We start from the raw sequence: 17,727 nt of genomic DNA on the forward strand, positions 1-17,727 counted from the left end.
CGCACGAGACTCGGCCAGGACCGACGCCGGTCGCCGGCACCACTGGAGGGCACGATGAGCAACCCGTACGTCCCGCTGCTCGTCCTCATGGGCGTCGCCGCGGTCCTCGCGCTCGGCGGCGTGGGGGCCAGCTGGATCATCGGCCCGCGGCGGTACAACCGCGCCAAGCTCGAGGCCTACGAGTGCGGCATCGACCCGACGCCGCACGCCGTCGGCGGCGGCCGGTTCCCGATCAAGTACTACCTCGTCGCGATGACCTTCATCATCTTCGACATCGAGGTCGTCTTCATGTACCCCTGGGCGGTCGCGTTCGGCCAGCTCGGGCTCTTCGGCGTCGTCTCGATGCTGACGTTCCTCACCCTGATCACCGTGCCGTTCGTGTACGAGTGGCGGCGCGGCGGCTTCGAGTGGGACTGACCCCGCCGCACCACCACCGGCGCGCGGAGGCGTCCGCCCCGGCGGGCGGCCACCAGCCGCGGGCACGCGAGCACGCACCCAGCACGCGCACGAGCGCTGACGAAGGAAGGAGGACACCGTGGGCATCGAGGAAGCAGCTCCGTCCGGGTTCCTGCTGACGACCCTGGAGAAGGCCGTCGGCCTGACCCGCAAGGCGTCGATGTGGCCGGTGACCTTCGGCCTCGCCTGCTGCGCGATCGAGATGATGGCTGCGGGCACGCCGCGGTTCGACCTCTCGCGCTTCGGCATGGAGGTCTTCCGCGCGTCGCCGCGCCAGGCCGACCTGATGATCGTCGCCGGGCGCGTGAGCCAGAAGATGGCGCCCGTCGTCCGGCAGGTCTACGACCAGATGGCGGCGCCCAAGTGGGTCCTGTCGATGGGCGTGTGCGCGTCGAGCGGCGGGATGTTCAACAACTACGCGATCGTCCAGGGCGTCGACCACATCGTCCCGGTCGACATCTACCTGCCCGGCTGCCCGCCGCGGCCCGAGATGCTGCTCAACGCGATCCTCACGCTGCACGAGCAGGTGCGCAACGAGCCCCTCGGCGTCAACCGCGAGGCCGCGGCGCGCGCCGCGGAGGAGGCCGCGCTGCGGGCCACCCCCACGTCCGAGATGAAGGGTCTGCTGCGGTGAGCGACGCGACGGACGCACCCCGCGAGGCGAAGGACGCCGCCGCGGCGGCCAAGGCGGGCGACGGCCCGGTCGGCACGCCGGCCGCCGACACGCCCCAGACGGCGACCGAGGCCGCGCACGAGGGCGGCTCGCAGAACCTGCCGGCCGACCCGGGCGCCCGTGCGCAGCTCGACGTCGTCGCCGTCCGGACGGGCATGTTCGGCAGCGCTCAGGGCGGCGACACGAGCGGCTACGGCGGGCTCGTCCGCACCATCGCGATGCCCGGTCCGAGCGAGCGGCCCTACGGCGGGTACTTCGACGAGGTCGTCGACCTGCTCGCCGAGGTCCTCGGCGAGGGCGGCACGGCGTTCGACGACGCGGTCGAGAAGGTCGTCGTCGACCGCGAGGAGCTCACGCTCTTCGTGCGGCGCGAGCACCTCGTCACGGTGTGCCGCGCGCTGCGCGACGACCAGGACCTCCGCTTCGAGCTCGGCCTGGGCGTCTCGGGCGTGCACTACCCGCACGACACGGGCCGCGAGCTCCACGCGGTCTACCACCTGTACTCGGTGACCCACTCGCGCCGCGTCCGGCTCGAGGTCGCGGTCCCCGAGGAGGACCCGCACATCCCGTCGAGCGTCGCGGTGTACCCGGGCCACGACTGGCACGAGCGCGAGACCTGGGACTTCTTCGGGATCGTCTTCGACGGGCACCCCGGCCTGGCGCGGATCGAGATGCCGGACGACTGGCCCGGTCACCCGCAGCGCAAGGACTACCCGCTCGGCGGCATCCCCGTCGAGTACAAGGGCGCGCACATCCCGCCGCCCGACACGCGGAGGTCGTACAGCTGATGTCTTCCACCACGTCGAGCGCCCACGGCGCTCAGGGCACCCCGCGGGCCGCGGGCTCGATCGTCGACGACGGCGTCGAGGACGTCCCGTCGTTCGAGGCGACCGGCGGCGACTGGTCCGAGATCGCCGAGGAGGCCGCGCGCCTGGGCGAGGAGCGCATCGTCGTCAACATGGGTCCGCAGCACCCGTCGACGCACGGCGTGCTCCGCCTCATGCTCGAGATCGACGGCGAGACGGTGACCGAGGCCCGCTGCGGCATCGGCTACCTGCACACCGGCATCGAGAAGAACATGGAGTACCGGACCTGGTCCCAGGGCCCCACGTTCTGCACGCGCATGGACTACCTGGCGAGCTTCTTCCAGGAGACGGCGTTCTGCCTCGGCGTCGAGCGGCTGCTCGGCATCGCCGACGACGTCCCCGAGCGCGCGACCGTCATCCGCGTCCTGATGATGGAGCTCAACCGGATCTCGTCGCACCTCGTGTGCCTCGCGACCGGCGGCAACGAGCTCGGCGCGACGACGATCATGACGACGGGCTTCACCGCCCGCGAGGAGATCCTCAAGATCTTCGAGCTGGTCACGGGCCTGCGCATGAACCACGCGTACGTCCGCCCGGGCGGCGTCGTGCAGGACATCCCGCCGGGTGCCCTCGACACGATCCGTGAGGCCCTCGGGACGATGCGCGGGTACATCCGCGAGCTCGAGGACCTCATGCTCGGCAACCCGATCTACAAGGGGCGCACGGTCGGCGTCGGGCACCTGTCCCTCGCGGGCTGCATGGCGCTCGGGATCACGGGGCCGGTCCTGCGGTCCGCCGGACTGCCGTACGACCTGCGCAAGGCCGACCCGTACTGCGGCTACGAGACGTACGACTTCGACGTCCCGACGTCGACGGACGCCGACTCCTTCTCGCGGACCGTCCTGCGGATCGAGGAGTGCTACCAGTCCATGCGGATCGTCGAGCAGGCGCTCGACCGGCTCCAGGCCATCGGCCCGGGCCCCGTCATGGTGGCCGACAAGAAGATCGCGTGGCCCGCGCAGCTCGCGATCGGCTCGGACGGCATGGGCAACTCGCTCGACCACATCCGGACGATCATGGGCACCTCGATGGAGGCGCTCATCCACCACTTCAAGATCGTGACCGAGGGCTTCCGGGTCCCCGCCGGCCAGGTCTTCCAGGCCGTCGAGCACCCGCGCGGCGTGCTGGGCGCGCACCTCGTCTCCGACGGCGGGACGCGGCCGTACCGGGCGCACTTCCGCGACCCGTCGTTCAACAACCTGCAGGGCGTGTCGCTCATGTGCGAGGGCGGCCAGGTGGCCGACGTCGTCGTCGCGGTCGCGGCCTTGGACCCCGTGCTGGGAGGGGTGGACCGCTGATGGCGACCACGTCGTACGAGCCCTACGAGGGCGCGAAGCTCGAGCGCATGACGCGCGACGCGGAGACCGCCAAGGCGCGGTACCCGGACCCGATGTCGGCGCTCCTGCCGCTGCTGCACCTCGTGCAGTCCGAGGACGGCTACGTCAGCCCGGACGGCATCGCGTTCTGCGCGCAGGTGCTGGGCCTGAGCACGGCCGAGGTGTCGGCCGTCGCGACGTTCTACACGCAGTACAAGCGCCACCCCAACGGCGAGTACACGGTCGGCGTGTGCACCAACACGCTGTGCGCCGTCATGGGCGGCGACGCGATCTTCGACGAGCTCTCGGACCACCTGGGCGTGGGCCACGACGAGACCACGCCCGACGGCGCGATCACGCTCGAGCGCATCGAGTGCAACGCCGCGTGCGACTACGCGCCGGTCGTGATGGTCAACTGGGAGTTCTTCGACAACCAGACGCCCGAGTCGGCCAAGCAGGTCGCCGACCGCCTGCGGGCGGGCGAGCCGGTCGCGCCGACGCGCGGTGCGTCCTCGGTGTGCACCTTCAAGCAGATGTCGCGCGTGCTCGCGGGCTTCAACGACGGCCGCGCGGACGAGGGCGTCGGCGCGGGCGACGCGACCCTCGTGGGCCTGCGGCTCGCGAACGAGAAGGGCTGGACGGCGCCCGGTCACGTCGACGCGGGCGGCGGCGACGAGCCGTCGCTGCCGTCGTCGCCGGCGGTCCCCGAGCCCGTCGCGTCGCAGGTCCCGACCACGGCCGGCACCGGCGGCGAGCACTCGAGCGTCGACCAGCCGGCCGCGCCGCCGAGCGGCGGGACCGCCGACACCGAGACCGGCCGCGACGCCGGCAAGTCCGAGGAGGCGTGATGACGACGACCCTCAGCCCGGTGCTCAGCGCCACGTGGGGTGCGCAGCGGCCGTGGAGCCTGTCGACGTACGAGTCCCACGACGGCTACCAGGCGTTCCGCAAGGCCCTCACGATGGCTCCGGCGGACATCGTCACCGCGGTCAAGGACTCGGGCCTGCGCGGTCGAGGCGGCGCCGGGTTCCCGACGGGCCTCAAGTGGAGCTTCCTCCCGCAGCCCGACGGCGGGCCGCGCTACCTCGTCGTCAACGCGGACGAGTCGGAGCCGGGCACCTGCAAGGACATCCCGCTGATGATGGCGTCGCCGCACCTGCTGCTCGAGGGCGTCGCGATCACGTCGTTCGCGATCGGCTGCAACCACGCCTTCATCTACCTGCGCGGCGAGGTCGTGCACGTCTACCGCCGCCTGCTCCAGGCGGTCGAGGACGCGTACGAGAAGGGCTACCTCGGCAAGGACGTGCTCGGCTCGGGGTACGACCTCGACGTCACGGTGCACGCGGGCGCGGGCGCCTACATCTGCGGTGAGGAGACGGCGCTGCTCGACTCGCTCGAGGGTCGTCGCGGTCAGCCGCGTCTCAAGCCGCCGTTCCCGGCCGTCGCGGGCCTGTACGCGCGCCCCACGGTCGTCAACAACGTCGAGAGCATCGCGTCGGTGCCCGCGATCATCGGCAAGGGCGTCGACTGGTTCCGCTCGATGGGGACCGAGAAGTCGGCGGGCTTCGGCCTGTTCTCGCTCTCGGGCCACGTCGTCCGGCCGGGGCAGTACGAGGCCCCGCTCGGCATCACGCTGCGCGAGCTGCTCGAGATGGCGGGCGGCGTCCGCGAGGGCCACGAGCTCAAGTTCTGGACCCCGGGGGGGTCCTCGACGCCGCTGTTCACGGCCGAGCACCTCGACGTCCCGCTCGACTACGAGTCGGTCGGCGCGGCGGGGTCCATGCTCGGGACGCGTGCGCTGCAGATCTTCGACGAGACGACGTGCGTCGTGCGCGCGATCTCGCGCTGGACGGACTTCTACCAGCACGAGTCCTGCGGCAAGTGCACGCCGTGCCGCGAGGGCACGTGGTGGCTCAAGCAGATCCTCCACCGCATCGAGGACGGCGAGGGCACCCGCGAGGACCTCGACACCCTGCTCGACGTCTGCGACAACATCCTCGGCCGCGCGTTCTGCGCGCTCGGCGACGGCGCCACCTCGCCGATCACGTCCGGGCTCCAGTACTTCCGCGCCGAGTTCGAGGCGCACATCGACGGGGCGGGCTGCCCGTTCGACCCGGCCGCCTCGGCCCTGTTCCCCTACACCCCGCGCCGGCGCCCCGCCGCGCTCGAGGGTGCCTCCGCAGGAACGGCAGGAGCATGACGACCACCACCGGAAAGACCTCGTCCGAGGTGGCCCGCGCGGACCTCGTGACCTTCACCATCGACGACGTCGAGGTGTCGGTCCCCAAGGGCACCCTCGTGATCCGCGCCGCGGAGGAGATCGGGATCCAGATCCCGCGCTTCTGCGACCACCCGCTCCTGCAGCCCGTCGGAGCGTGCCGGCAGTGCCTCGTCGAGGTCGCGACGCCGGACCGCGAGGGCAACGTCCGCCCGATGCCCAAGCCGCAGGCGTCGTGCACGCTCGAGGCGTCGCCCGGCATGGTCGTGCGCACGCAGCGCACGTCGGCCGTCGCGGACAAGGCGCAGCACGGGGTGATGGAGCTCCTGCTCATCAACCACCCGCTCGACTGCCCGACCTGCGACAAGGGCGGCGAGTGCCCGCTGCAGAACCAGGCGATGAGCAACGGTCGTGCGACGAGCCGGTTCCACGACACCAAGCGGACGTTCCCCAAGCCGGTCGCGATCTCGACCGAGATCCTGCTCGACCGCGAGCGGTGCGTCCTGTGCCAGCGGTGCACGCGGTTCTCCGAGGAGATCGCGGGCGACCCGTTCATCGACCTGCAGATGCGCGGCATCAAGCAGCAGGTCGGCGTCTTCGACCCGGGCGTGCTCGGCTTCGGCGGCGCCGAGCCGGTCCAGGTGTACCGCGGCGCGCAGCCCGACGGGACGCCCGTCGACGCCGCGATGGGCCTCCCGGCGCAGGACCCGGCCGGCCCCGCGGGCCAGGCCACGGTCGACACCTCCGGACGCCCCTTCGCGTCGTACTTCTCGGGCAACACGATCCAGATCTGCCCGGTCGGCGCGCTCACCAACGCCGCGTACCGGTTCCGCTCGCGGCCGTTCGACCTCGTGTCGACGCCCGGCGTCTCCGAGCACGACAGCAACGGCGCCGCGCTGCGCGTGGACCACCGCCGCGGCGTCGTCCTGCGCCGGCTCGCGCTCGAGGACGCGGCGGTCAACGAGGAGTGGATCTCCGACAAGGACCGCTTCGCGTTCACGTGGCAGGGCATGCCGGACCGCCTGACGGTCCCGCACGTGCGCGACACGCTGCCCGACGGGACGCGCGGCGAGCTGCGGCCCGCGAGCTGGTCCGAGGCGCTCGACGCCGCGGCCACGGGTCTCGCGGCGGCACGCGCCGCTGGTGGTGTGGGGGTGCTGCCCGGCGGCCGCCTGACCGTCGAGGACGCCTACGCGTACGCCAAGTTCGCCCGTGTCGTCCTCGGCACGAACGACGTCGACCACCGCGCGCGGACGCACTCCGCCGAGGAGGAGGCGTTCCTCGCGCACCACGTCGCCGGCACGCCGATGGGCGTGACGTTCGCGGACCTCGAGAAGGCTCCGGCGACGCTGCTCGTCGGGTTCGAGCCCGAGGACGAGGGCGGCATCGTCTTCCTCCGCCTGCGCAAGGCCGTCCAGCGCCACAAGGCGCGCGTGTTCTCGGTCGCGCCCTTCGCGGGCCGCGGCCTCTCGCGGCTCGACGGCACGCTCGTCCCGGCGGCCCCGGGCACCGAGGCCGAGGTCCTCGACGCGCTGGCCCCGGGCGCCGACGGCGTGCTCGGCCAGGCGGCCGCGGCGCTCGGCCCCGATGCCGTGGTCGTCGTCGGCGAGCGTCTCGCGGGCGTGCCGGGCGGTCTGAGCGCCGCGCTGCGCCTCGCCGAGCGGACGGGTGCGCGCCTGGTGTGGATCCCGCGCCGCGCGGGCGAGCGCGGTGGCGTCGAGATGGGCACGCTGCCCGGCCTCCTGCCGGGCGGTCGCCTCGTCGAGGACGCCCGCGCACGCATCGACATGGGTGCCGTGTGGGGCGTCGACCAGCTCCCGTCGACGCCGGGGCGCGACGCCTCGGCGATCGTCGCGGCAGCGGCGGACGGCACGCTCGGCGGCCTCGTCGTCGGCGGCGTGGACCCCGCGGACCTGCCCGACCCGGCGCTCGCGCTGCGGGCGTTCGCGCAGGTCGGCTTCCTGGTGTCGCTCGAGGTGCGGTCCTCCGCGGTGAGCGAGCTCGCCGACGTGGTGCTGCCCGTCGCGCCGCCGGTCGAGAAGGCCGGCACGTTCCTCAACTGGGAGGGTCGCCCGCGGCCGTTCCCGCAGGCGCTCACGTCGACCGCCATGGCCGACCACCGGGTGCTCGCCGCGCTCGCCGACGCGATGGACGTGCCGCTCGGCACGCGCACCGTCGCGCAGGTGCACCGCGAGATCGACCAGCTGGCCGCCTGGGACGGTGCGCGCGGCGCGGCGCCCGAGGTCGCGTACGCCGAGCCGCCGGCCCTCGGGGCGGGCGAGGCGGTCCTCGCGACGTGGCACCTGCTGCTCGACGCGGGTCGCTGCCAGGACGGCGAGCGGTTCCTCGCCGGGACGGCGCAGCGCCCGGTCGCACGCCTGTCGCCCGCGCACGCCGCCGAGCTCGGCGTCGGCACGGGTGACGTCGTCACGGTGCGGACGGACCGCGGTCAGGTGTCGCTGCCGCTCGTGGTCACGCCGATGCCCGACGGCGTGGTGTGGCTCCCGCTGCACTCGACCGGGTCCATGGTGCGCTCGACGCTCGGCGCGGACGCCGGCGCGGTCGTCCGGGTCGAGGCGGCGCGCCTCGCGCCGGCGACGACGGACGGGAAGGGGCTGTGATGGGGATGGGCCCGGGGGTCCTGGCGCAGGTCGGCGGCACCGCCGCGGCGGCCGACTTCAGCAACGACACGTGGTGGATCGTCGCGATCAAGGCGGTCGGCATCGTCGTCTTCCTGCTGACGAGCGTGCTCTTCGCGATCTGGTTCGAGCGGAAGGTCGTCGCGCGGATGCAGATCCGCCCGGGGCCCAACGTGCACGGCCCCTTCGGGCTGCTGCAGTCGCTCGCCGACGCGATGAAGCTCCTCGTCAAGGAGGACATGAACGTCAAGGCGGCCGACAAGGTCGTCTACATCGTCGCGCCGATGATCTCGGTGTTCGCGTCGCTGCTGATCTTCGCGGTCATCCCGCTGGGGCCCGCGGTGAACATCTTCGGCGTCGTCACGCCGCTGCAGCTCACCGACTTCCCGGTCGCCGTGCTGTACATCCTCGCGGCCGCGTCGTTCGGCGTGTACGGGATCGTGCTCGGCGGCTGGTCCTCGGGCTCGACGTACCCGCTGCTCGGCGGCGTGCGCTCGACGGCCCAGGTCATCTCCTACGAGCTCGCGATGGGCCTGTCGCTCGTGAGCGTCTTCCTGCTCGCGGGCTCGATGTCGACGTCGCAGATCGTCGGGTCGCAGCAGCAGATCTGGTGGTTCATCCCGCTGCTGCCCGCGTTCGTCATCTACTTCATCTCGATGGTCGGGGAGGTCAACCGGCTCCCGTTCGACCTCCCCGAGGCCGAGGGCGAGCTCGTGTCGGGCTTCATGACGGAGTACTCGTCGATGAAGTTCGCGTGGTTCTTCCTCGCCGAGTACATCAACATGCTCAACGTCTCGGCGATCGCGACGACGCTGTTCTTCGGCGGCTGGCGTGCGCCGTGGCCGCTGTCGGCGATCAACGACGGCATGTTCAACGAGGGCTGGTGGCCGGTCCTGTGGTTCCTGGCCAAGCTCTGGTTCTTCATGTTCCTGTTCGTGTGGATCCGCGGCACGCTGCTGCGCTTCCGCTACGACCAGTTCATGGCGTTCGGCTGGAAGGTCCTCATCCCGGTCGCGCTCGCGTGGATCGTCGCCGTGGCGATCATCCAGGGCGTGCGCCAGTTCACGGACGTCGACCTGCGCACGCTGCTGATCGGCCTGGCCGTCGCCGCGCTCGTCGTCGTCGGGATCACGTTCCTGCTGCCCGAGCGCAGACGTCCTGAGCCCGAGCGGCCGGACGAGCCCGAGGTCCTCGACGCGTTCGCCGCCGGGTACCCTGTGCCGCCGCTGCCCGGTCAGGTCCTGCCGCCGTCGCCGCGGCGCGCGCGGCTGGCGGAGCAGCGCGCGCAGGACGCGGGGGACGGCCCGACCGGCACCGCGACCATCACGGCCGCCGGACCCGCACCGGACGGCACGACCGACGACACCGACGGCGAGGAGGAGGTGCCCCGTGGCTGACAAGGACATCAGCCGGCACGAGGGGGGCCGTGAGGTCGGCGGCGCCGGCAGCCCGGAGCCCTACGAGTCGCTCATCGAGGAGCGCGGGCCCGTCGCGCGCGCTCTCGCACCCGTGGCCGGCTTCGGCGTGACCATCGCCAACATGTTCAAGCCGACGGTCACCGAGCAGTACCCGTTCGAGAAGGCGCCGACCAAGCCGCGGTACCACGGCCGGCACCAGCTCAACCGGTACCCGGACGGTCTCGAGAAGTGCATCGGCTGCGAGCTGTGCGCGTGGGCGTGCCCCGCGGACGCGATCTACGTCGAGGGTGCGGACAACACGCCCGACGCGCAGTTCTCGCCCGGTGAGCGGTACGGCCGCGTCTACCAGATCAACTACCTGCGCTGCATCTTCTGCGGGCTGTGCATCGAGGCGTGCCCGACGCGTGCGCTCACGATGACCAACGAGTACGAGCTCGCCGGCCCGTCGCGCGCGGGGATGATCTACGAGAAGCAGGACCTGCTCGCGCCGCTGTCCGACAGCATGCTCGCCGCACCGCACCCGATGGTGCCGGGGACCGAGGACACCGACTACTACACGGGTGCCGTCACGGGCCCGACGCCCGAGCAGATCGACTGGGTCGCGCAGTACCGGCCGGACGACCCGACCCTGGAGAGCGTGCGGCGCGCCGACGCCCGGAGCGAGGCCACCCGATGAGCGCACTCCTCTCGCTCGGCGGCGTCGCCGCCGGGCCCGTCGGCACTGCCCTCGCGGACACGGGCCGCACGTCGTCGGCCGAGGCGGTCCTGTTCTGGGTCATCGGCCCGGTCATGGTCCTCGCGGCGCTCGGGCTGCTGTTCGCCCGCCGCACGGTCTACGCCGCGATGAGCGTCGTCGTCGTCATGATCTGCCTCGCCGTGCTGTACGTGGCCCAGGAGGCGCCGTTCCTCGGCGTCGTCCAGGTGGTCGTCTACACGGGCGCCGTGATGATGCTGTTCCTGTTCGTCCTCATGCTCGTCGGCGTCGACCCGTCGGACTCGCTCACCGAGACGATCAAGGGTCAGCGCTGGATCAGCGCGCTCCTGGGGATCGGGCTCGGCGTCGTGCTCGTCAGCGTCGTGCTCAACGCGGGCGACTTCGCCTCGCGGGGGCTCGAGGCCGCGAACACGGAGACCAACCCGGTGGGTGTCGCGCAGGTGATCTTCGGCGACTTCGTCTTCGACCTGCAGGTGGTCGGCATCCTCCTCGTGACCGCCGCGCTCGGCGCGCTGGTGCTGACGCACCGCGAGCGGATCACGCGCCGGATCGGCCAGCGCGAGCGCTCCGAGGCCCGCATCCTCGCGGGCGAGACGCTCACGCCGCTGCCCGCGCCGGGTGTCTACGCGCGGTCGAACGCGATGGACGTGCCGGCGCTCGGACCCGACGGACGCCCGCTCGACGCCTCGGTCTCGCGCGTCCTGCGCGTCCGGGGTCAGGAGCGCGCGGTCGAGGAGGTCCACCTCGACGCGACCGCCGCCGGCGCGGCGCGCCACCTGCGCGACGCGGACGAGGGTCTCGGCGGTCCCGAGGGCGTGGGCTCGACCCCGCCGCAGCGGTCCATCACGGGTGAGGAGCAGGTGCGATGACCCTGGCGAACTACCTCGTGCTCGCGTCGATCCTCTTCACGATCGGCGCGACGACGGTGCTCGTCCGCCGGAACGCGATCATCGTGTTCCTCGGCATCGAGCTCATGCTCAACTCCGCCAACCTGGCCTTCGTGACCTTCGCGCGCATGCACGGTGACCTCACCGGACAGGTCGTCGCGTTCTTCGTCATGGTCGTGGCCGCGGCGGAGGTCGTCGTCGGGCTCGCGATCATCGTGGCGATCTACCGGACCCGGCGCTCGGCCTCGGTCGACGACGTCAACCTCCTGAAGAGCTGAGGACCCGGTGATGACCCTCCCTGCTGTCCTGCCCGTGCTCGCCGCGACCGAGGAGCACGTGACCGCGCAGGCCGCGGACGGCGTGTACTCGTCGGCGTGGCTGCTCGTCGCCATCCCGCTCGTCAGCGCGGCGGTGCTCCTGCTCGCGGGACGCCGCACCGACCGCTGGGGCCACTGGCTCGGCGTGCTCGCGTCGGCGGCGTCGTTCGTCGTCGGCGCGTCGATCCTGCTCACGATGCTCGGCCAGCCGGACGAGGAGCGCGTGCGCGACCTGCACCTGTTCTCGTGGATCCCCGCGGGCGAGTTCACGCTCGACGCCGGGATGCGCGTGGACCCGCTGTCGATGACCTTCGTGCTGCTCGTGACGTTCGTCGGCACGCTGATCCACGTCTACTCCGTGGCGTACATGGAGCACGACCGCGACCGTCGGCGCTTCTTCGCGTACCTCAACCTCTTCGTCGCCGCGATGCTCCTCCTCGTGCTCGCGGACAGCTATCTGCTGCTGTTCGTCGGCTGGGAGGGCGTCGGCCTCGCGTCGTACCTGCTCATCGGGTTCTGGAACCACGAGATGCCGAACTCCGTCGCCGCGAAGAAGGCGTTCGTCGCGAACCGCGTCGGTGACGTCGGCATGATCATCGCCATCGGGCTCATGTTCGCGACCTTCGGCGCGACCGACTTCGAGACGGTCTTCGCGGGCTCGCCCGCGGCGAGCGAGGGCCTGCTCACGGCGACCGGGCTCATGCTGCTGCTCGCCGCGACCGGCAAGAGCGCCCAGTTCCCGCTCCAGTCGTGGCTCGGCGACGCGATGGCGGGCCCGACGCCCGTCTCGGCGCTCATCCACGCCGCGACCATGGTCACCGCGGGCGTCTACCTGGTGGTGCGCTCGGGCCCGGTCTACGCCGGTGCGCCGACCGCGCTGCTCGTCGTCGCGATCGTCGGGGCGTTCACGCTGCTCTTCGGCGCGATCATCGGTACGGCGAAGGACGACATCAAGAAGGCGCTCGCCGCGTCGACGATGTCGCAGATCGGCTACATGATGCTCGCGGCGGGCCTCGGTCCCATCGGCTACGCGTTCGCGATCTTCCACCTGCTCACGCACGGCTTCTTCAAGGCCGGCATGTTCCTCGGTGCGGGCTCCGTCATGCACGGCATGGACGACGACGTGAACATGCGCCGCTACGGCGCCCTCTCGGGCCTGATGAAGGTCACCTGGATCACCTTCGGGCTCGGGTGGCTCGCGATCCTCGGAGTCCCGCCGTTCTCGGGCTTCTGGTCCAAGGACAAGATCATCGAGTCGGCGTTCGCGACCAACGACGGCCACGGCTGGCAGCCGTGGGTCTTCGGCCTGGTCGCGCTCGTGGGTGCCGGGATCACGGCGTTCTACATGTCGCGCCTGTTCTTCATGACGTTCCACGGCCGTCGCCGCTGGTCGGACGGCCACGGGCGCTCGGACGTCGACGCCGACGCGCCCGTGCGGCACCCGCACGAGTCGCCCGCGCTCATGACGTGGCCGATGATCGTGCTCGCCGTCGGGTCGGTCGCGCTCGGCGGCCTGCTCACGATCGGTGACGCGTTCGCGGGGTGGCTCGAGCCGGTGACCGGCCACGTCGAGCACCACGAGCCGGTCCTGCCGATCTGGCTGATCATGGCGCTGACCCTCGTCCTCGTGGCGGCCGGCGCGTTCCTCGCGTGGCGGCAGTACGGCGCGGCACCCGTCGCCGTCGTCGCCCCGCGGGGCTCCGTGCTCACGCGTGCCGCACGTCGCGACCTGTACCAGGACGACGTCAACGAGGCGCTGCTCATGCGCCCCGGCCAGTACCTCACGCGCTCGCTCGTCTTCGGGGACCGTCAGGTCGTCGACGGCGCCGCGACGGGTCTGGCCCGCACGGTCGCCGGCTCCGGCGAGCTGGTCCGCCGGCTCCAGAACGGCTTCGTGCGCTCCTACGCCGCGACCATGGTGCTCGGTGTCGTCGTCCTGGCCGCCGTCGTCCTGGCGTTCCAGCTCTGAGGGGAAGAGACACACATGACGGATTCCACCTTCCCCTGGCTCACGGCGATGGTCGTGCTGCCGGTGGTCGGCGCGCTCGCCGTGTGGGCCCTGCCCGCGGGCGTCCGCCGCCACGCACGGCACGTCGGCCTCGCCGTGTCGCTCCTCGTCCTGGCGCTCGGCGTCGGCGCGCTCCTGCAGTTCGACACCGGCGCCGCGGCGACGCACCAGCTCGCCGACCTCGTGCCGTGGATCCCCGCGTTCGGCGTGAGCTGGGCGCTCGCCGTCGACGGCGTGGGCCTCTCGCTCGTGCTCCTGTCGGTCGTGCTCGTCCCGCTCGTGCTGCTCGCAGCCTGGCGCGAGCACCCGGACGACGCGGCCGGGCGGCCGGGTCCGGGCACCGCGACGGCCGAGGCCGCGACGGTCACCTCGGCGACGACGGCTCCCGTGGTCGACGGCACGCGGATCCGCACCTACGTCGCGCTCGTGCTGCTGCTCGAGGCGTTCATGGTCGCGATCTTCGCCGCGCGCGACGTGTTCCTGTTCTACGTGCTGTTCGAGGCGATGCTCATCCCGGTCTACTTCATGATCGGCATGTTCGGCGGGCTCCAGCGGCGGTACGCCGCGGTCAAGTTCCTGCTGTTCTCGCTCGCGGGCGGGCTCGTCATGCTCGTCGGCGTCATCGCGCTGTACCTGCAGGGCCCCGGGGGCGAGCAGGGCTTCCTCGTCGACACGCTCGTCGGCGCGGAGATGTCGACGTGGACCGAGCGGCTCATCTTCCTGTCGTTCTTCCTCGCCTTCGCGATCAAGGCGCCGATGTGGCCCGTCCACACGTGGCTGCCCGACGCGGCCGAGCAGGCCCCGGCCGGCACGTCCGCGCTGCTCGTCGGCGTCCTCGACAAGGTCGGCACGTTCGGCATGCTGACGCTCTGCCTCCCGCTGTTCCCCGAGGCGTCGCGGTGGGCCGCGCCCGTGATCATCGTGCTCGCGGTCGTCTCGGTGCTGTACGGCGCGCTGCTCGCGATCGGCCAGGCCGACCTCATGCGCCTCATCGCGTACACGTCGGTCAGCCACTTCGGCTTCATCGTGCTGGGGATCTTCGCGTTCAGCTCGGTCAGCATCCAGGGCGCGTCGTTCTACATGGTCAACCACGGCCTCTCCACGGGTGCGCTGTTCCTGCTGGCCGGCTTCCTCGTCGCGCGGCGCGGCTCGCAGCGGATCGCGGACTTCGGCGGCCTGCAGAAGGTCGTCCCGGTGCTCGCGGGCACCTTCCTCGTGGCCGGCCTCTCCGCGCTCTCGCTGCCGGGGCTCTCGACGTTCGTCAGCGAGTTCCTCGTCCTGGTCGGCACGTTCACGCGGCACCCCGCGGCGGCGATCGTGGCGACCACGGGCGTCGTGCTCGCAGCGCTGTACGTGCTCCTCACGTACCAGCGCGTCTTCACCGGCCCCACCCGTCCCGAGCTGGTCGCGACCCGCGACCTGTCGACGCGCGAGAAGTGGGTCGTCGGCCCGCTGCTCGCGGCCATGCTCGTGCTCGGCTTCTACCCGGCCCCGGCGCTCGACCTCTTCCGTGAGCCGGCCGGCCAGTCCCTGGAGGATGTCGGCGTGCAGGACAGCCAGCCCACCGTGAGCACCGTCAGCCCGGCCGAGACCGGCGACCACGACGGGAGCGACCAGTGAGCTTCGTCGCCCCCGAGGTCCAGTGGGCGGCGCTCGCCCCGATCATCCTCGTCCTCGGCGCGGGCGTCGTGGGCGTCCTCGTCGACGCGTTCGCGCCGCGCGCCGCGCGCCGGCCCGTCCACATCGGGCTCACCGTCGTCTCGCTCGCCGGTGCGCTCGTCGCCGTCGCGCTGCTGTGGCGCGACGTCCGCGCCGACGGCGGCGTGGAGGTGCTCGGCGGCTCGGTCCTGGTCGACGGCCCCACGCTCGTGCTCCAGGGCGTCATCGCGCTCGTCGGGCTCGTCGGGCTGCTCGTCGTCGCCGACCGCACCGACTCCCACGAGGACGCCTTCGCGCCGTCGGCCGCGGCGGTGCCCGGGTCGGACTACGAGGAGCTCGCGCGCCGCAAGGGCCTCACGACGACCGAGGTCTTCCCGCTCGCGCTGTTCGCGCTCGGCGGCATGATGATCTTCCCGGCGGCCGGGAACCTCCTCACGCTGTTCATCGCGCTCGAGGTCCTGTCGCTCCCGCTGTACCTCCTGACCGGGACCGCGCGACGCCGTCGCCTGCTGTCGCAGGAGGCGTCGATGAAGTACTTCCTGCTCGGCGCCTTCGCGTCCGCGTTCCTGCTCTTCGGCGCGGCGCTCGTCTACGGCTTCGCCGGGTCGGTGCGCTACGCGGACATCGCGAGGGCCGTGAGCGTGCCGAGCGACCTGGACCCGCTGCTGGTCGCGGGCTCGGTCCTCATCCTCGTCGGCCTGCTGTTCAAGGTGGGTGCGGTTCCGTTCCACTCCTGGACGCCCGACGTCTACCAGGGTGCACCGACGCCCATCACGGGCTTCATGGCGGCCGTCACGAAGATCGCCGCGTTCGGCGCGATCCTGCGACTCGTCTACGTCGTGCTGCCCGCGCTCGAGTGGGACCTCATGCCCGCGCTCTGGGGCGTCGCCGTCGTGACGATGCTGGTCGGCACGGTCGTCGCGATCGTGCAGACCGACGTCAAGCGGATGCTCGCCTACTCCTCGATCGCGCACGCGGGCTTCGTGCTCGTCGGCGTCGTGGCGATGACGTCGAGCGGCATCTCCTCGGTGCTCTTCTACCTGCTGGCCTACGGCCTCGCGACCGTCGGCGCCTTCGCGATCGTGTCGCTCGTGCGGGAGGTCGACGCGCGCGGTGGTGCCGTCGTCGCGGAGGCCACGCACGTCTCGCAGTGGTCGGGGCTCGGCCAGCGCCACCCGGTCCTCGCGGGCGCCTTCGCGCTGTTCCTGCTGTCGTTCGCGGGGATCCCGCTCACGGGTGGGTTCACGGGCAAGTTCGCGGTCTTCTCGGCCGCGGTCGAGGGCGACCTCGCCTGGCTCGCGGTCGTCGGCGTCGTCGCCTCCGCCGCGGCGGTGTTCTTCTACGTCCGGCTGATCGTGCTCATGTTCTTCACCGACCCGGCCGGTACCCCCGGCTCGTCCACGACGGTCGTCCGCACCGACGGGCTCACGCACGTCGCGATCGGGCTCGGCGTGGTCGGCACGATCCTGCTGGGTGTCCTGCCGTCGCCCGTGCTCGGCTTCCTCTCCGACGCGGCGGTCTACCTCCCGTGACCTCGACGTCCCTGCCGCTGGCCGACCCGGAGCTCTCCGAGCTGCTCTCGGGTCGGCTCGCGCTCGTCGAGGAGCGGCTGCGGGACGCCGTGACGCAGACCGACGTCCTCGCCGACACGACGTCGCGGCACCTCATCGACGCGGGCGGCAAGCGGCTGCGCCCACTGCTCACGCTGCTCGCCGCGCAGCTGGGGGAGGGGCAGCGACCCGAGGTGCTCGACGCTGCCGTCGTCGTCGAGCTCACCCACCTCGCGACGCTCTACCACGACGACGTCATGGACTCGGCCCCCCTGCGCCGGGGTGCGCCGTCCGCGCACGAGGTCTGGGGGAACCAGGTCGCGATCCTCACGGGCGACCTGCTCTTCGCACGCGCGTCGGGGATCGTCGCGGGCCTCGGCCCCGAGGCGGTCCGCATCCAGGCCGCGACGTTCGAGCGGCTGTGCCTCGGCCAGCTCCACGAGACGGTGGGCCCGGCCGAGGGCGTCGACCCGGTCGCGCACTACATCGAGGTGCTCGCCGACAAGACCGCGTCGCTCATCGCGACGTCGGGACGGTTCGGCGCGATGTTCGCGGGCTGCCCCGCCGACGTCGTGCAGACCCTCGTGACGTACGGCGAGAAGGTGGGCGTCGCGTTCCAGCTCGCCGACGACGTCATCGACGTCAGCAGCGACGGCGCGCGCACCGGCAAGACCCCCGGCACGGACCTGCGCGAGAAGGTGCCGACGATGCCGGCGCTGCTCCTGCGCGGTCGCGTCGCGGCCGGCGGGACCGCCGCCGACCGGGAGCTGCTCGACCTGCTCGACTCCGACCTGTCGTCCGACGAGGCGCTCGCCGAAGCCGTCGCCGGCGTGCGCGCGCACCCCGTCCTCGACGAGACGCGGCTCCGCGCGCAGACGTGGGCCCGCGAGGCGGTCGACGTGCTCGCCCCGCTCCCCGCCGGCCGGGTCAAGGACGCGCTCGTGCAGCTCGCCGAGGCGCTCGTCGACCGCGCGGCCTGACGTCCGTCCGTGGTCGCAGCGCGTC

15 protein-coding genes are annotated in these 17,727 nt (G+C 72.2%); all 15 read left to right on the forward strand.

Annotated elements, in window-relative coordinates:
• Nucleotides 1-54 precede the first annotated feature (54 nt).
• The gene (locus IEV86_RS11705; RefSeq protein WP_043604811.1) at nt 55-417 is read left to right on the forward strand and encodes an NADH-quinone oxidoreductase subunit A; all 363 of its coding nucleotides are present in this window, start codon (nt 55-57) and stop codon (nt 415-417) included.
• 118 nt (nt 418-535) lie between these two features.
• A complete protein-coding gene (locus tag IEV86_RS11710) occupies nt 536-1,090 on the forward strand; it encodes a NuoB/complex I 20 kDa subunit family protein (protein ID WP_043604808.1) in 555 nt (184 codons plus the stop codon).
• Nucleotides 1,087-1,917: an NADH-quinone oxidoreductase subunit C gene (locus tag IEV86_RS11715; RefSeq protein WP_081978623.1), complete on the forward strand. Its 831-nt coding sequence runs from the start codon at nt 1,087-1,089 to the stop codon at nt 1,915-1,917. Before IEV86_RS11710 ends, IEV86_RS11715 begins: the two co-directional genes overlap by 4 nt.
• Nucleotides 1,917-3,293: an NADH-quinone oxidoreductase subunit D gene (locus IEV86_RS11720; protein WP_043604805.1), complete on the forward strand. Its 1,377-nt coding sequence runs from the start codon at nt 1,917-1,919 to the stop codon at nt 3,291-3,293. The genes IEV86_RS11715 and IEV86_RS11720 overlap by 1 nt, the downstream gene beginning before the upstream one ends.
• On the forward strand, nt 3,293-4,159 hold the full coding sequence (gene nuoE / locus IEV86_RS11725; protein ID WP_043604802.1) for an NADH-quinone oxidoreductase subunit NuoE: 867 nt from the start codon (nt 3,293-3,295) through the stop codon (nt 4,157-4,159). The genes IEV86_RS11720 and nuoE overlap by 1 nt, the downstream gene beginning before the upstream one ends.
• Nucleotides 4,159-5,511: an NADH-quinone oxidoreductase subunit NuoF gene (nuoF, locus tag IEV86_RS11730; RefSeq protein ID WP_043604800.1), complete on the forward strand. Its 1,353-nt coding sequence runs from the start codon at nt 4,159-4,161 to the stop codon at nt 5,509-5,511. The genes nuoE and nuoF overlap by 1 nt, the downstream gene beginning before the upstream one ends.
• The gene (locus IEV86_RS11735; RefSeq protein WP_052426064.1) at nt 5,508-8,150 is read left to right on the forward strand and encodes an NADH-quinone oxidoreductase subunit G; all 2,643 of its coding nucleotides are present in this window, start codon (nt 5,508-5,510) and stop codon (nt 8,148-8,150) included. Before nuoF ends, IEV86_RS11735 begins: the two co-directional genes overlap by 4 nt.
• Complete coding sequence (nuoH, locus tag IEV86_RS11740) at nt 8,150-9,565, forward strand: NADH-quinone oxidoreductase subunit NuoH (RefSeq protein ID WP_229734619.1); 1,416 nt, start codon at nt 8,150-8,152, stop codon at nt 9,563-9,565. The genes IEV86_RS11735 and nuoH overlap by 1 nt, the downstream gene beginning before the upstream one ends.
• Nucleotides 9,558-10,262 carry an NADH-quinone oxidoreductase subunit NuoI gene (gene nuoI / locus IEV86_RS11745; protein ID WP_438501595.1) on the forward strand — a complete coding sequence of 235 codons (705 nt, stop codon included), beginning with the start codon at nt 9,558-9,560 and terminating at the stop codon, nt 10,260-10,262. Before nuoH ends, nuoI begins: the two co-directional genes overlap by 8 nt.
• On the forward strand, nt 10,259-11,170 hold the full coding sequence (locus IEV86_RS11750) for an NADH-quinone oxidoreductase subunit J (protein WP_081978622.1): 912 nt from the start codon (nt 10,259-10,261) through the stop codon (nt 11,168-11,170). The genes nuoI and IEV86_RS11750 overlap by 4 nt, the downstream gene beginning before the upstream one ends.
• Complete coding sequence (gene nuoK, locus IEV86_RS11755) at nt 11,167-11,466, forward strand: NADH-quinone oxidoreductase subunit NuoK (RefSeq protein ID WP_043604798.1); 300 nt, start codon at nt 11,167-11,169, stop codon at nt 11,464-11,466. The genes IEV86_RS11750 and nuoK overlap by 4 nt, the downstream gene beginning before the upstream one ends.
• A gap of 10 nt (nt 11,467-11,476) precedes the next feature.
• Nucleotides 11,477-13,474, forward strand: a complete 1,998-nt coding sequence (gene nuoL / locus IEV86_RS11760) for an NADH-quinone oxidoreductase subunit L (RefSeq protein WP_081978621.1) — start codon at nt 11,477-11,479, stop codon at nt 13,472-13,474.
• Between the two features lie 15 nt (nt 13,475-13,489).
• The gene (locus tag IEV86_RS11765; RefSeq protein WP_043604796.1) at nt 13,490-15,133 is read left to right on the forward strand and encodes an NADH-quinone oxidoreductase subunit M; all 1,644 of its coding nucleotides are present in this window, start codon (nt 13,490-13,492) and stop codon (nt 15,131-15,133) included.
• Nucleotides 15,130-16,704, forward strand: coding sequence for an NADH-quinone oxidoreductase subunit NuoN (gene nuoN / locus IEV86_RS11770; RefSeq protein WP_043604794.1), 1,575 nt, complete (start codon nt 15,130-15,132; stop codon nt 16,702-16,704). Before IEV86_RS11765 ends, nuoN begins: the two co-directional genes overlap by 4 nt.
• On the forward strand, nt 16,701-17,702 hold the full coding sequence (locus IEV86_RS11775; RefSeq protein ID WP_043604791.1) for a polyprenyl synthetase family protein: 1,002 nt from the start codon (nt 16,701-16,703) through the stop codon (nt 17,700-17,702). Before nuoN ends, IEV86_RS11775 begins: the two co-directional genes overlap by 4 nt.
• The last annotated feature ends 25 nt before the right edge of the window (nt 17,703-17,727 follow it).

This window comes from Cellulomonas carbonis, assembly GCF_014636275.1.
GTDB lineage: Bacteria > Actinomycetota > Actinomycetes > Actinomycetales > Cellulomonadaceae > Actinotalea > Actinotalea carbonis.